11 protein-coding genes and 1 pseudogene are annotated in these 14946 nt (G+C 68.2%); 5 read left to right on the forward strand and 7 right to left on the reverse strand.

Features of this window, described 5'->3' with window-relative positions:
- Positions 1-29 precede the first annotated feature (29 nt).
- Positions 30-1448: an MFS transporter gene (locus HDC31_RS16985; RefSeq protein WP_058630925.1), complete on the forward strand. Its 1419-nt coding sequence runs from the start codon at positions 30-32 to the stop codon at positions 1446-1448.
- A gap of 171 nt (positions 1449-1619) precedes the next feature.
- Positions 1620-1805 carry a hypothetical protein gene (locus tag HDC31_RS16990; protein WP_113680417.1) on the forward strand — a complete coding sequence of 62 codons (186 nt, stop codon included), beginning with the start codon at positions 1620-1622 and terminating at the stop codon, positions 1803-1805.
- A 53-nt stretch (positions 1806-1858) separates the two neighbouring features.
- Here the strand turns inward: HDC31_RS16990 and HDC31_RS16995 are convergent, their stop codons facing one another.
- Positions 1859-2827: a GNAT family N-acetyltransferase gene (locus tag HDC31_RS16995; RefSeq protein WP_113680418.1), complete on the reverse strand. Its 969-nt coding sequence runs from the start codon at positions 2825-2827 to the stop codon at positions 1859-1861.
- Between the two features lie 146 nt (positions 2828-2973).
- Here HDC31_RS16995 and HDC31_RS17000 point away from each other — a divergent pair, with 146 nt between their 5' ends.
- Positions 2974-3612: a hypothetical protein gene (locus HDC31_RS17000; protein ID WP_147251193.1), complete on the forward strand. Its 639-nt coding sequence runs from the start codon at positions 2974-2976 to the stop codon at positions 3610-3612.
- Between the two features lie 32 nt (positions 3613-3644).
- Here the strand turns inward: HDC31_RS17000 and HDC31_RS17005 are convergent, their stop codons facing one another.
- The 4 genes from HDC31_RS17005 to HDC31_RS17020 all read right to left on the reverse strand — a co-directional run bounded on the left by HDC31_RS17005 (position 3645) and on the right by HDC31_RS17020 (position 5813).
- Positions 3645-3947, reverse strand: coding sequence for a hypothetical protein (locus tag HDC31_RS17005; protein ID WP_113680420.1), 303 nt, complete (start codon positions 3945-3947; stop codon positions 3645-3647).
- Positions 3944-4210, reverse strand: coding sequence for a hypothetical protein (locus HDC31_RS17010; protein ID WP_058630920.1), 267 nt, complete (start codon positions 4208-4210; stop codon positions 3944-3946). Before HDC31_RS17010 ends, HDC31_RS17005 begins: the two co-directional genes overlap by 4 nt.
- A 305-nt stretch (positions 4211-4515) precedes the next feature.
- Positions 4516-5319 carry an SDR family oxidoreductase gene (locus HDC31_RS17015; protein ID WP_113680422.1) on the reverse strand — a complete coding sequence of 268 codons (804 nt, stop codon included), beginning with the start codon at positions 5317-5319 and terminating at the stop codon, positions 4516-4518.
- Positions 5316-5813 (reverse strand): MarR family winged helix-turn-helix transcriptional regulator, encoded by a 498-nt coding sequence (locus tag HDC31_RS17020; protein ID WP_058630918.1) that lies wholly within the window; start codon positions 5811-5813, stop codon positions 5316-5318. Before HDC31_RS17020 ends, HDC31_RS17015 begins: the two co-directional genes overlap by 4 nt.
- A gap of 236 nt (positions 5814-6049) precedes the next feature.
- Between HDC31_RS17020 and HDC31_RS17025 the strand changes: the two genes are divergently transcribed.
- Entirely contained in the window at positions 6050-12025 is a 5976-nt protein-coding gene (locus HDC31_RS17025; protein WP_179516346.1) for an LPXTG cell wall anchor domain-containing protein, read from the forward strand.
- Positions 12026-12034: 9 nt separating this feature from the next.
- Here the strand turns inward: HDC31_RS17025 and HDC31_RS17030 are convergent, their stop codons facing one another.
- Positions 12035-12589, reverse strand: coding sequence for a peroxiredoxin (locus HDC31_RS17030; RefSeq protein ID WP_058630916.1), 555 nt, complete (start codon positions 12587-12589; stop codon positions 12035-12037).
- The gene (gene gap / locus HDC31_RS17035) at positions 12582-13613 is read right to left on the reverse strand and encodes a type I glyceraldehyde-3-phosphate dehydrogenase (RefSeq protein ID WP_113680423.1); all 1032 of its coding nucleotides are present in this window, start codon (positions 13611-13613) and stop codon (positions 12582-12584) included. Before gap ends, HDC31_RS17030 begins: the two co-directional genes overlap by 8 nt.
- Positions 13614-14099: 486 nt before the next feature.
- Here gap and HDC31_RS20340 point away from each other — a divergent pair.
- A pseudogene (locus HDC31_RS20340) lies at positions 14100-14906 on the forward strand (MOSC domain-containing protein); the annotation flags it as partial.
- Positions 14907-14946 lie beyond the last annotated feature (40 nt).

A 14946-nucleotide genomic window follows, 5' to 3' on the forward strand; every position in this document is an offset into this window, starting at 1 on the left:
GCCCCCCACCAGACACGAAGAAGTGAGCAATGACCAACCACACAGAAGCTGTTCGCACCCGGACGAACGTGGTGGCGCTGATGATCGCCCTCCTCGCCGCCTGCCTCGCGTTCCAGCTCAACGCCAGCATGCTGAGCCCCGCGCTGGTGACGATGGAGCGCGAACTCGACGCCACCTCCACCGAGATCGCCGCGACCCAGACGGTGTTCTTCACAGCTGCCGCGCTGTTCACCCTGTTCCTGCCCCGCCTGGGTGATCTGATCGGACGTCGACGGGTTCTCGTCGGCATGCTCGTGGTGATGGCCGTGGGCTGCGTCGTGGCGGCGCTGGCCACGAACGTCCCGATGCTGTTCGTCGGCCGGCTGATCCAGGGCGTGTCGGGACCGGTCGTTCCGCTCTGCCTGATCATGCTGCGAGCCGCGGTGAAGGATCCGAAGGCGTACGGCACCCTCCTCGGTGTCGTCACCGCCGTCAACGGAGGGATCGCCGGAGGTGACGCTCTGCTCGGCGGATATCTGGCGACGAACCACGGCTTCGCGTCGATCTTCTGGACCATGGCGGGTGTGGCGATCGTCGCCGCCCTGACCGTGCGCCTGCTCGCCCCGGAGACCATGGCCGATGACCGTCCCCGCATGGACTGGTGGGGGTCGCTGCTGCTCGTCGTCTCGGTGGGATCGATGCTCGTCGCGCTCAACGAGCTCGGCAAGCTCGCCGGCGCGGACCTGCTGCTCGTCGTCGTCCTCGGCATCGTCGCGGTTGCATCCTTCGCCGCCTTCTGGAAGCTCGAGGGACGGATCGCGGATCCGCTCGTGTCGATCCCCCAGCTGAAGCAGAGGGCTACCTGGGCACTGAGCGCGACCTCGCTCCTGACCCTGTCGGGGATCTTCGCGATCATGAACGGCGTGGTCCCCGCACTCGCGCAGGACACCGCGATGAACCTCTCGATGAGTGCGGAGGAGGTGTCGCTGTGGATCCTGATGCCCTACGCCCTCGCCGGGCTCCTGATGGGTCCGCTCAGCGGTCGGCTCGCAGCCACGGTCGGATACCGCACGATGCTGCGCATCGGGCTGGGCGGAACCGTGCTCGTGCTCGGACTCATGGTCGCCAACGTGGAGACCTCATCGCGATTCGTGCTGCTCCTCCTCTCGATCGCGGTCGGGATCACCTACGCGGGAATCGGCAACATCATGCTCAACGGTCTGGGTGTCGTGCTCTCGCCGAAGGATCGCCCCGGTTCACTCCCCGGCCTGAACACCGGCGCCATCAATCTCGGCGCCGGGCTGAGCTTCGTCGTCATCTATGCGGCGCAGACCTCCTTCGCCTCGAGCGAGGTGCCGGCGGGCGGGTATGTCGCGGCGCTGATCACCGGGGCCGTCGTCCTCGTCGGCGCGCTGGTGTTCTCGATGTTCATCCCGAAGCCGGTGAGCGCGGAACTGGTGCGCCGGTAGGTTGCGTAGCGCTCGGACCCCTGCCCTCATCCGGGCGGGGGTCCGAGGTGGTTCCGAGGCGTGGGTCGTGAAACATCCGTCTGCAGGACGACATCGTCCCTACCTTCGGCGGATGCCGTACGCCGTCGTCGGCGCGACGATGGAAGTTCCCGTCCTCAGGGAAGGCATCCCGTGACCTCACGCACCCCCAGTCCTCGCTTCGCTCTCGCGCTCGCCGCCGTCGGACTCAGCACCTCGGCGCTCGAACTCGCGGCCTGCGCTTCACTCGCCCCCTCTACGACGTCCTCCACGAGCATGGGGTCCCTCCCCGACGACACCGATGCCGATGCCGATGCCGAGGCCGACACCGTCGCCTGACCGAGGGCACCGGAACCACGCGGAGAATCGACCCGGCATGCGGGAGCGAGGAGTCAGCCCAGCGGACCTTCGAGAACCGTGAGGACGTCGACCTCGGTGAAGCCGACCGATCGGTTGAGGGCGAGCATCGGCGCATTCGTCGGCGCCGTGTAGGTCTGCAGGAATCGTGACGCCGAGCTCTCCGGGAGGGTCATGAGCAGTCGTAGATTGGCGACCTTCAGGGCCCGCCCGATGCCGCGACCTCGCACCCGCTCCTCGACGAAGGTGTCGTCCTGCAGCACGATCGTCGGGTCGGGCCGGGAGAGCAGGATCTCCGTGTAGCCGACGGCGTTCCCCTCGATTCGTGCGACGCTCCGCACGAGCGCATAGCCCTGCTGCGACATGCGCTGCTCGTTCCGGCGAACCGCTGCGACGTCGGCAGCTGCTGCAGTTCGGGTGAGGTCGCCCATCGGCACGTCGTCCGACATGTGCGTGCGAAGCCGCGCCCAGTCGGCGAGCAGCTCGTCCGGACACGCGCCGACCCACGAGACGACCTCGATATCCGGGTGCGCAGCGGGCAGGCTTTCGAGCGTTCCCGCAGGCAGAGGCAGGTCGACCACCTGCCGGCTCTCGCGCATACCGACCCGCAGCCCCTCCGACTGCGCGAACGAGACCCCCGCTTCGGAGTACGTCTCGGTGCGCACGAGTGTGGCGGTGCCGCGCACTGCGTCGCGGACAGCGCGGAGCAGGGCGCGGGCGATTCCGCGGCGACGGAAGCGATCGAGAACGGCGATCTCGACGTCGGCCGGATCTCCGGGGTGCACGTGGGCCTCTGCGGCACCCACCGGCACTCCGCCGATCTCCGCGAGCAACAGCACTGACCTGCGGGTCGGATGCGGGTTCTGGAACTGCCGACGCGTCGCCTCATCGCTGCGAGACCACACCTTCCGGCGTCCGGCCGCGTATCCGCCGCTGAGGATGCCGTTCCACTGGTTCAGCAGCGCGGTGTTCTGCGGGTCGACATGCGTGATGCGGATATCCATCGAAGGTCGTGACGCTCTCGGCTCGGGGTCGGACGGTGCCTCATCCAGGTTGCCACGCGGTTGGGCCGATCGCTCGACTCGTGGGCTCCCCGCGGTATCTGACAGGGTGGGTGCAGGACCTGTCCCCGACGATGAAGTGGTGAGCGATGAGTGGATCTGAGACCTCGGGGGTGACGGTCGAGGGCGTGTCATCGCGGTGGTCGCCCTGGTGGCTGGCATCCGGCGGGCTGTTCGTCGTCTCAGCTCTGCTGGCAGCTTTCCGCAGTCTTCCCGGGTCCCTCGATGTCGAAGCTCTCGTCGGGATGTCGACAGCGGCCACCCTCGCCTTCAGCCTCGCGCTCGTCGCCGCCGGGATCGGAGCTGCGCGCCGTGACGACACCCCGCGGTTGCCGAGGGCTGCGGTCGTCTCCCTCTTTCTTCTCGCGGGCTGGCTGCCCATCGGTCCGCTGTTGCTGACGGCATCGTTCGACTTCAGCTCCGCCGTGCCGATCTACGTGAACGCCCTCGTGGAACTGGCGCTGTCGGGGACGATCGTCGCCGGAGTCCTGCGCAGCACGCTGGTGACACCCTGGAGGCTCATCCCGGCGATCGCGCTCGCCGCGGTGGTGCTGGGCTCGCTGATGGAGGTCGCCGTCATGTCGGGCGGCGTATCCGACCAGAACGCGATGATCACGGTGTCCAACGTGCTGATCTTGACGCGCATCCTCGCCACCGGAGCCCTGGCCGCCGTGGCGCTCCGGGCCGCGCGTGCTCGGCCCGGAGCGGTGGTCGTGTTCGGCGGTTGACCCGTCAGGCGGTGATCGTCACGCAGCGATCGTCAGGCAGCCGAGACGTACCCCTTCGAGGAGTCGTCGTCGACCAGTACGTAGGTGAGCACGCCATCCGCGTGCTCACCCGCCTGCCTCCACACCCTTTCGTGTGCTCCGGTGGCGTAGTCGAGCACGATCCAATCCGGGGCGTGCGGGTCGCGACGTCCGACCACATAGGAGGTGCTGCCGAGACCGACGGACCCGAGTCGGGCGATGAACTGGTCCCCGTTCAGTGTTTCGGGTGGAGTGCGGCACAGCTCGGTCGGGCGGATGCGCATCGTCAGGTCGGCCTTGCCGGCCCTCCCCCTCATGCGACGTCTCCGGCGCGGACACCGAGCTCGCTGGTGTCGTCGAGACCGTGCGCGTCGAGATAGGCGCGGATCGTGTCATGGACGATGCGGATCTGGGCCTCGTTCCCCATCGCGGCCTGCATCGTTCCCATCGTGGGGGCGGGCTTGCCGTTGACCCGGTCGAGAGCCTCCCAGACGATGTCTTCGCGGGAGCCTCGGCCCATCGAATGCGGCATCGAACTGAACACCGGGTTCGGCTTCCAGCGGTCTCGGGTCTCCTTCATCAGTGCTTCCTCTCGTCTCGCCGGGCGCCGTCGGATGCGGGCGCGCTCGGTCCTGTGCGCGGGCGCGCCGAAGCCACCCTGGGGCGATGCGCCCCCGATGGACGGCATGCTCGTCCTGCGGCCAGGTGCCTTCCCGAAGAGCTGTCGGATGTCGATGAAGGGAAAGACGATCTGGCCGTCCGGTTCCCTCCGACAGTATCACGTTATTTTTAGTCATTCAAAATAACCGCGGGGGACGCCGCGTGATGGATACGACGAGAAGGCCCGATCCGTGAACCGGATCGGGCCTTCTCGTCTGGCAGGGATCAGTCGCGCGGTGCGTCGTTCCAGGACCAGATGTCGTCGCCGCGCAGCACGGCATCGGCGCCGCCGTCGCAGTAGATGGTCTGGCCCGCCATGTGGGTGTTGGCCGGGCTCGTCAGCCACACGAGCAGCTCGGCGATCGAGGATGCGGGCTGGTGGTAGTTCAGCGGCATCGGCACGGCGGCGTCGACCTGCGCCAGTCCCTCAGGGCTCGCGAGCAATCCGGCGGTCATCGCCGTGATGACGGTTCCCGGTGCGACGGCGTTCAGGGGGATGCCGGCGCCGGCCCACTCCTCCGAGACGGACGCGCGGCGGACCCACCGCGACAGCGCGCGCTTGCTCGAGGAGTAGTTCAGGAACCCGCCCTCCGCCGTGGCGGCGAGCTGGTCCCCGATCTCGAGCGCGCGGTTCTCGTCGCCGCTCAGTGCTGCATCGACGAGATCAGCCGAGACGGGCTGCAACGAGGCCATCGAGGAGACCACCGCGGCACGAGGCTGGTCCGCCAGGCTCAGGCTCGGCAGCAGGGCAGTCAGGAACTCGGTCACGCCGAAGTAGTTGATGGCCATGGTCTTGGCGATGGGCGCCGAAATCCCGGCGCATGCGATGACCGCGTCGATGCCTCCGTCGGCAGCCGCGATCACCGCGTCCGCGGCGGCGAGGCGGCCTGCGGGCGTCGACAGGTCGCCCGTGACCTCCACTCCGGCCAGATCGACGCCGATGACGGAGTGTCCCTGCGTGCGCAGCAACTCGGCGGTGGCGGCGCCGATACCGGATGCGGCGCCGGTGATGACATACGTGCGGGTCATTTTTCCTCCAGGGGTGATGGGACGAGATCGGACGACCGGGATGTGGTCGCGAGCGTCGCCCCGGGGAGGGCGGCGACGAATCGGCTGAGGTGAGCCTGGAACTGGGTGATCTCCTGCACGGACCACCCTGCGAGAGCTCCGCCGACCATCTGCTGCCCGGCGTCGACGAGGCGCGCATACGCCACCTGGCCGGCATCCGTCAGCCGTACATCGACCGTGCGTCCTGATCGGATCCGGTCGAAGAATCCTCGAGCCGACATGCGCGAGACCAGCTTCGAGGTGGTGGGACGTGACAGTGCCGCCCGATCGGCCAGGCGGCCGAATCCGAGGGAGCCTCCGCTCATGCCGACCAGATACAGGGCCCGCACCTCGAGAGCGTCGAGGGAGTCGTCGACGCTCTCGGCGATCCGCACCTGCAGCTCGCTCTGCGTCCACTCCGCGACCACTCGGACCAGCGCGTCACGGATGTCATCGAGCTCGTCGTGGACAGCCATGTCTCAATGGTAACAGCTCAGTTGCGTGCGGCAACTATTGGCTTCCGTGGCCTCTCGTCCTCACCCCGGCAGGGTGAGGACCTGAAGAATCCCCCTAGAACGACGCGGACTCGCGCTCCTATACTCGCCAGAACATGAACACGTGGTCTCCGACCCGGCCTCATCACTGATCCATCGACCTGTCGGCGGCCTGCACTCCTTCGTTGCCCTTGTGGCTTCCCCACGAAACGAGCACCATGTCGACGACGTCACAGCCCATTGAGGGTCGACTGCGGAAATTCCTCCTCTCCCTCGTCGCGGTCTTCGCCCTGGTCGGCGCGGGCCTCGTCGTTCCCCTCGCAGCCCAGGCGGCCGAGTCCTCGCTCCGCATCGACAAGCGCGTCGACGGGCTGGATACGCAGGACACCCTCGGCCCTGGAGATGAGTTCACCTACACGGTCGACCTGGTCTGCGACGACGTCGACTGTCTCAACGTCGTGCTCACCGACACGCTGCCCGCGGAGTTCGCGGGGTTCCAGTTCGTCGGATCCTCCTATACGCCGTCTGACCTGCCGCTCACCGCGACCACCACGGGGTGCGTCGAGGAGAACGGCGTCCCCGTCGAGGTCAGCGACGACTGCACCGTCCGCGTGGTCTTCCAGCAGCCGGTCGATGGCGGCATCGGGCTGGAAGCGGGCGGGACCCTCAAACTCAGCGTGGTGCTCCGGGCACCCCTCGATCTGCCCGCGGACTGGCAGCACAACGGCGACACCGTCACGAACACGGCATCGGCCGACTGGGACAACGGTCCAGGCGACCTGCCGGCGACGATCACGGACTCCGCGGATGCGGTCGTCACGGTCGACACCGTCATCGGGGTCGAGGCGAGCAAGAGCTGGACGCCCGCGTCCCAGCAATTCGATCCGGGCGAGACGTCGGAGATCACGCTCGGCGCGCAGAACCAGTCGAACATCGGTGCGGAGACGCTCGTCATCCAGGAGCCGACGACGGCAGCCGACGGCGCGACGGCGCTGGCGTCCGACAACCCGTTCCGCGTCGTCGACTTCCAGGGATTCGGGGCGACGACCCTGCCTCCGGCAGCGACAGCCGTGCAGGTCGACGCCTATGTCTACGACGAGGGATCCGGCACATGGAGCTGGCAGGCGGGCACGCCAGGGGCCACCCCGGCTCTTCCCACCGGTGTCGACCCGGCAGACGTCGGGGGCATCCGGCTGACGTACTCGGGCGGCACGATCGGCTCCGATGCGACCGCGTCCACGGCGTTCTCCGTCGGTCAACGCGCCACGGATCGCAACGACGGCAGCACGCTCGCGACCGGCGACTCCGTCACCAACAGCATCACCTCGACCGTCAACGCCCCGGGCGGAGCGACGGCGAGCGACGACGCCACCGCGCCCTACGAGATCGGACCGCTGACGATCGGGGTGCTCGCGGGCAAGACGATCACCCCCGCCGAGCTCGCGGCAGGGGGCGAGGCGACCGCCGAGCTCACGGCGACCAACACCTCGAACGGTCCCGTGGACAGCCTCACCATCTCGGATCTGGGCTTCTTCGACGCGGACATGGTGTTCGGCGGATTCCCGTCCGGCATCGACTACCCCGCGGGAGCGACAGCGGGAACCATCACCTGGTACATCGACGGAGTCGCCCAGGCGCCTGTGCCGTTCGCCGACTCCGCGTCTCCGGCTCCGCCGTCGGGGACCGTCACCGGGTTCGTCATCGAGTTCACGGGGGAGATCCCCGCGAACGCGGCCGCCACGATCGACGTCGCGATCGACCCTTCCCTCTCGTTGGTGAGTACCGAGGCGCCGACCCATCAGCGCACGAACACGATCGACGTCACGGCTACGAACGACGTGGGAACGGCAGATGACTCCGCCTCCGCCGACATCGCGGTCTACTTCCCGCAGATCGATGTCGCGCTCGACAAGCGGATCAGCCCGAGGGGTGCGGTCGAGCCGGGGAACAGCGTCGTCGCAAGTCTGACCGCCACGACGGCGACAGGTGTGGCGCAGGTCGATCCGACGCAGATCGTCGTCGAAGACACCTGGCGTGAAGACCAGGTCGACGACTTCTGGAACGCGTTCGACCTCGTGGGCATCGCCCCGACACAGGTGCCGCCGAACACCACGGCGACCGCCGAGTACCAGCGCCCGGACGGCACTTGGGTCACGCTCGCCACGGTGAGCACCGGAGCGACGGCGCAGACATTCCAGATGAGCCGCGCGGAGTTCGCAGCCGCCCTCACACCTCCGGACACGCCCGCAGACGTCACCGGCGTCCGCTTCACGTTCGACAATCCGGACGGCTTCGCCCAGGGCTTCAGCGTCGAGCCGAACCTCGTCTTCGAGGCGCGGACGGACCTGCGCGACGGATCGGGCCCCACCGACCCGCGTGACGATCCCGAAGACGAGCAGTCGGCACAGCGACCCACCGTGTACGAGAACGAGGCCACGGCGCAGAGCCACGGCGATGTCGACGGCCTCCCCGACGGCATCGACAGCGCCGTGGTCACCGATCAGGACACGATCGGCGTCCAGACGCCGGCGACCGGCGAGGGCGCGGGAGTCGACGCCGAGAAGCGCTGGGTCGAAACCGGAGACAAGACCACCGACGTCGACTTCGTCGATGCGCAGTCCGGCGCCATCGTGTCCACCCGCAACGAGTGGCGGACGGGGACCCCGGGGATCGACGTCCTCAACCTGACGGATCCCGCGACCGCCCCGGACACCGATCCCGCCGGCGCGGCGACGACTGTCTTCCAGGCGTTCGATCTGCTGAGCATCGACCCCGTCACCCTCGCCGACGATCCGCTGCTGGCCTGGGATGACATCACCGAGGTCTGGCTGTTCGTCGACGGCGCGTGGACACCCATCTCTGCGCCCGGCGGTTCGTGGATGGGAGCGGACGGGTTCATCGGCTACACCCTCACCCCGGAGCAGACCGCCGGAACCACCGGTGTGCGGCTCGTCTACCGTCCGGATGACGCCGCCCGCACCGCCAGCTCCGACCCGACCAGGCCGGAACCCGGCTCCGGGCTCGCCACCTCCGCCGTCGGACAGTACCGACCGACATTCCTCACGTGGGAGCTGCGCAACGTCGTTCGTGACGACAGTGCCACCGCCGACCGCTGGGTGAGCGCCGACCAGACCTTCAACGACGCCGACCCCGGAGTCGTGTGGAACACGCTGCGCGGGGATTGGACCTCGGCGGCAGGGAACGGCAGCGACACGGAGCGCGACAACATCACGCTGATCGATCAGCCGCCGCTCGTGTCCGTCGACAAGACTGCCACGCCGGCGACCGTGACGATCCCGGAGTCGGCTGATGTGGACCCCGCGAACTATCCGACCGTGATGTTCGACATCGCCGCCAGGAACGACAGCACGGCCCGCGCATCGTACGTGCGCGTGACCGATCCGATCCCGTGCACGCCCGGAGCGGCGGACCAGTGTGTGAGCGCAGCCGATGCCTGGGCGGATGACCCCTTCGACGGGGCCGACTACGACGCGGGGACGAACCCCTACGAACGGCTCGACGTGCTGTCGCTCGCGTTCAGCTACCCTGCCGATCAGGTCGACCCGGCGACCTCCACCGTCACGCTGTGGGATCGCGCCGACGGCACCCTGAGCACGCGCACGATGTCCGTCACGGCAGCGTCAGCGCTCGCCGAAGCCGACCTCGCGACCGTGGTCGGTGTCAGTGTCGTCTTCCACGGCATCGACCCCGAGACCGACGGTGGAAGCATCCGTGCCGGAGAGGCTCTCGAGGTGCAGATCGAGACGCGCGTGCGACAGTACGAGCGCTCGGATGCCGGCCAGCTCGTGGAACCGGGCACCGTCGCCAATGACGTGATCGCCCAGTCCTATGATCCGGTGCTCACCCCGTCCGGCTCTGCGTCCAGGCCCAACGACACGGCCAGGGACACGGTCGAGTTGATCGGTGCGCTCCTCGATGTGACTCTCGCGAAGATCATCACCCCGGACGCGATCCTCGAGACCGAGTTGGCGAACCCGGTCACCGTGACGCTCGATGCGACGGACGGCGTCTCGACGGCCGCCACGCAGCAGGTCACGATCACCGATGCGGACGCCGACTTCTGGAACACCGTGCGCCTCGCCCCCGATCCGGCGCTGAGCGTGGTCCTCCCCGCCGGCGCCGATCAGGTGCGCATCGACGTCCTCGTCGGGACGACCTGGGCGGAGGGAGTCTTCGCTGCGACGGCCGCTTTCCCCGCCGGAATCGATCCGGCGACGGTGGTCGGGGTGAGGGCTGTGTTCCGCAACGCCGCGGGCGACGTGTTCTCCCGCAACGCGCCACCGGACGACTGGACTGCTCAGCTCTCCTTCGACGTCGTGGTGCTCACCACGCAGCGAGACGGTTCGCCCCTGGTGCTGCCCGCCACCGTCCCGAACGCGGCGACCGCGGAGAGCGCGAGACTCGACGGCCTCTACCCTGCGGCAGAAGACCAAGGCGACGCCGAGCTCGCCATCGACCCGGGGACCCACCAGCTCGACGTCGTGAAGTCGCAGCCGGGAACGAGTCATGTGGTGTCCATCGGCGCGAGCCTGCCCTGGACGCTGCAGTTCACCAACACGGGAACGGGCTTCGTCACGATCGACCAGCTCACCGATCAGCTGCCGGAGTACCTCGACTGGGACTTCTCACCGCCCACCTATCAGACCTCTGCGGGAGGAACGCTCTCCACCGACGTGTCGGGTCTGATCGACGACACGGGCAAGAACGTGACGTTCACCTGGCCCGAGGGCGGTGACCGCATGTCTCCCGGCGAGGTCTTCACGATCACGGTGAACCTGGTGCTGGCTCCGGGGCTCGCTCTCGATCAGTTCACGACCAACAGCTTCGTCGTCACCACCGCTGAGGACCTCGACTCCTGCACCAATGCCTCCGGCAACGGCGAGGGCACGGTTCCGGATCTCGCCGCCGACCAGTGCGGGACGACGAACTACGTGCAGCCATCGCCCGGTGGCGCGCTCGCCGCATACAAGTACGTCAAGGGTGAGATCGACGGCGATCTGGTCGATGGGCAGGTCAACCTGAACAATCCGGACGCTGCCTGCCCGCTCGACCCCGATGGGTACACGCGCACCCCCTGCGCCGCGTACACGGCCGTGGGTGCGACCGACGACTGGCGGCTGTCCGTCGTGAACGGGGGCACCGTCGGGTTCCCGACCGTGTCGATCGTGGATCCCCTGCCGAGGATCGGTGATCGTCTGCTCGCGACCGGCACGGCGCGCAACAGCACCTACGCGCCGGTGCTCCTGCCCGACTCGCTCACCGCGAACGTGCTGCCCAGCGGTGCGGTGTTCACTCTCGACGTCACCACCTCCGCTTCCCCGTGTGTGGGCACCGGACCCACCTCTGCGTGGTTCGACGACCTGCTCTGCGACACCACGGCAACCTGGACTCCGGCCGACTCTTACGGCGGAGCGTGGGAGGACGTCACCGGCATCCGCGTCATGATCGACTTCACGGGTACCGCCACCGGTTCGTTCGGCCCCGGCGACGTGCTGTCTTTGCACTACGAGACGCAGAACGTGCCCGAGTCCACCACCTACCCCGACCTCGCCCCGATCGCCGTCCCCGACGCGGGCGGCATCGCATGGAACCAGATGGGCGCCGTGGGGACCGACGCCGGGGGCCGGGAGTACTCGGTAGCCCCTGTGCAGGCCGGGGTCCTGCTGCAGGACGGCGATCTCGCGGTGCAGAAGGTCGTGGTCGGCGACACAGGGCGGGCGCCCACCACCTTCGACTTCCGACTCGAATGCTCGGTCGCGGGAGTTCCCTTGGCGCTCCCCGCCGACGGGATCATCACCGTCTCGGAGCAGAGCCAGCTGAAGGGGCGGCTCGACGCTCTGCCACTGGGCTCGACCTGTGTGGTCTCGGAGGTCGGAGACGTCGGAGCCCACGGCGAGCAGTCCCGACTCGGAGACGGTCAGACCGTGACGATCACGACACCCTCGGTGGCGGACGCAGAGCCGCCGACGACCCAGACGGCGTCCATCACCAATGTGTACCCGATCCTGCCCCCCGACCCGGTCGTGCCCCCCGGCCCGCTACCGGACGGTGGCGGCGGGCTCCCGACGACAGGGGTGGACGGAGCCTCCGCGTCGCTGCTGGCCGGTATCGGGGTGCTGCTGCTCCTCGCGGGAGCGGTCCTGATCCGTCGTCGGCGAGGTGCCGTGAGCTAGCCCCGGGCGTCAGGTGCACGAACCGTCGACGTCGCAGGACTCCCCGGTCCGCTCCGCCCCGCCCGAGATCGACGGGGCGGAGTATGGAGTCTGCTCGGCGAGGAGTCGCCCCAGATACGTCCCGAGCGCCAGCTCGTCCACGGCGCCGAACGCGATCTGCCGCACGCGCCCCTCCCTGTCGACGATCATCATCGACGGCGTTCCTCTGAGGCCGTAGTGCTGCATGGTGGCGGGGATGGCCTGACCGTCGATCGGGCGGTCGATCGCCACGGGGAACTCGATACGGTACTCCGACAGGAACACCTCGAGCGCCTCCCTTCCCATGACCTCGTGATGCTCGAACACGGTGTGAAGCCCCAGGACCACGAGCTCGCTGCGGTCGAACATGCCGTGGAGGCGCTGAGCGAGGGGAAGTCCGTGGCTCACGCATCCGGGACACAGCATCTGGAAGGCCTCGACCACCACCACCCGTCCGTGGAGCGATTCCGGGCTGACCGGAGCGCTGTTCACCCATTCCGACACGTCGAGGGTGAACGCCGCCGTGTCGATGGTCGACTCAGGCACGCGCGTCCTCCTCGCGTGCCGGCAGCCGCTCGGCGACATACTCGGTGAGGTCTGCCAGGCGGTTCGAGTACCCCCACTCGTTGTCGTACCAGGCCGAGACCTTCACCTGATCGCCGATGACCCGGATGAGTCCGGCGTCGAGGATCGACGAGTGCGGGTCGGCGACGATGTCGGCGGAGACGATCTCCTCCTCGGTGTAACGGAGGATCCCTTTGAGCGGGCCTTCGGCGGCGGCGCGGTACGCGGCCTTCACCTCATCCACAGTCACGGACCGCGAGGCGGTGACCGTGAGGTCGGTGATGGATCCCGTGAGCACCGGCACCCGCAGCGCGAAGCCGTCGAGCTTGCCCTCCAACTCGGGGATGACACGGCCGATCGCCTTGGCCGCCCCGGTGCTGGTCGGCACGATGTTGACACCGGCTGCGCGCGCGCGCCGCAGGTCGGAGTGCGGGCCGTCCTGAAGGTTCTGGTCGGCGGTGTACGCGTGCACGGTCGTCATCAGTCCGGCCTCGATCCCGAACGCTTCGTGGAACACCTTGGCCACAGGGGCGAGGCAGTTCGTCGTGCAGGAGGCGTTCGAGATGATGTGGTGCCGTTCGGGATCGTAGGTGTGCTCGTTCACGCCCAGGACGAAGGTTCCGTCGTCACCGGTGGCCGGGGCCGAGATGATCACCTTCCGGGCTCCTGCCTCCACGTGCTTCGCGGCGAGTTCCGCCTTCGTGAAGAGCCCGGTGGACTCGATCACGATGTCGACACCGAGCTCGGCCCAGGGCAGGCGGAGCGGATCGCGCTCCGAGAACACGCGGATCGCCTGTCCGTTGACGAAGAGGTGCGCCTCATCATGCTGCACGGGTCCGGCCAGGGTGCCGTTCGCCGCGTCGTACTTGAGCAGGTGCGCGAGCGTGCGCGTGTCGGTGAGGTCGTTGACGGCGACCACCTCGAGATCCGATTGCTTCGCGAGCAGGGCTCGAAAGTAGTTCCGTCCGATGCGACCGAAGCCGTTGATGGCGATCTTCGTGGACATAGTGCTCCCTCCTGTGCCGATTCCGGCGTGATGATATTTTTGGCCTATGCCAAAAATATCACGGCCGGAAGACGTCGGCACGGATCCGTGCACTCGCGAGCGGAGACGACCGCGAGATCCAATGCCGGAATACCGAGGGGTGGGGACGATCCGAGAGCCGATGATGATGATCGATCGTCAGAGCAGGGGAAAGGGACGTTCATGACCAGGAGCCGAGGTTCCATCGACAGCATCGTGCGCTATCCGGTGAAGGGACTCTCCGGCGTGCCGGCACGCGACCCCGTTCGTCTCGATCCCGGTCGTGGTCTGCGCGGGGACCGGGCATTCGCGATAGCCCGCCGCGACTCGACTCCGAGCTCCACGGGATGGCTCTCTCGCGAGCACTTCTTCCACCTCGCCCGCCACGAGCACCTCGCCCGCATCTCACTCGGCCTCGTCGAGGACGGCTCCGACTCCCCCGCCCTGGTCGTCGAGACAGCGGAGGGTATGGCGCGAGGAAAGCGAGGGTCGTCGCTCGCCGGCGAGGTCGGGGCGTTCGATTCGGCCGCCATCGACGACCTCCTGCGTCGAACCCTCGGAGCGGATCATGGCGAGCCCCGCCTGGTCGAGGCCGCCTCCGATGGACTCTGGGATTGGGAGGACGCGCATCTGTCGATCATCAACCTCGCGACCCTCGAGGAGCTGGAGAGGGAGACCGGTGTTCCCGTCGATCGTCGCCGCTTCCGGGCCAACCTCTACCTCACCGGGCTGGCCCCGTTCGAGGAGTTCGAGCTCGTGGGAGCGCGCATCCGCGTCGGGGAGGCCGAGCTCGAGGTGTTCCAGCCGACCGACCGCTGTCGCGCCACCACCATCCGCCCGGTCGAAGGGGTGTCCGACCTCAATGTGCCCGCGCTGCTGGCCAGCCGCTACGGCTACGCATTCTGCGGCGTCTACGCTCGGGTCATCGGCGGAGGCACCGTGCGTGTGGGTGACGCGGTCCGCGAGGAGCCCGGCGCCGTCGCACGTCTGGAGGGCAAGTCCGGGTGGCCGCGCGCTGCCCGGGTGCTGGCCAGAGAGCACGAGTCCGACGACGTCGTCAGCCTCTGGCTTTCGGACCCCCTCGACCTGCTCACGACCGCTCCTCCGGGAACCCACGTGCGGGTGCACCTTCCGGACGCTCCGACTCCCAACTGGCGGTCGTACACGATCTCAGGAACCGCACCGGGGCGGTTCCGCATCAGCGTGAAGCGGGACGGGCGCGTTTCGACGATGCTGCACGATGTCCGTGAGGTCGGCGAGACGATACTCGTCTCGGGGCCCCACGGCGTCGGGGGCGACGATGCATCGAGAGATC

Origin of the sequence: Microbacterium sp. JAI119 (assembly GCF_013410135.1) — a bacterium.
Lineage (GTDB): Bacteria > Actinomycetota > Actinomycetes > Actinomycetales > Microbacteriaceae > Microbacterium > Microbacterium oxydans.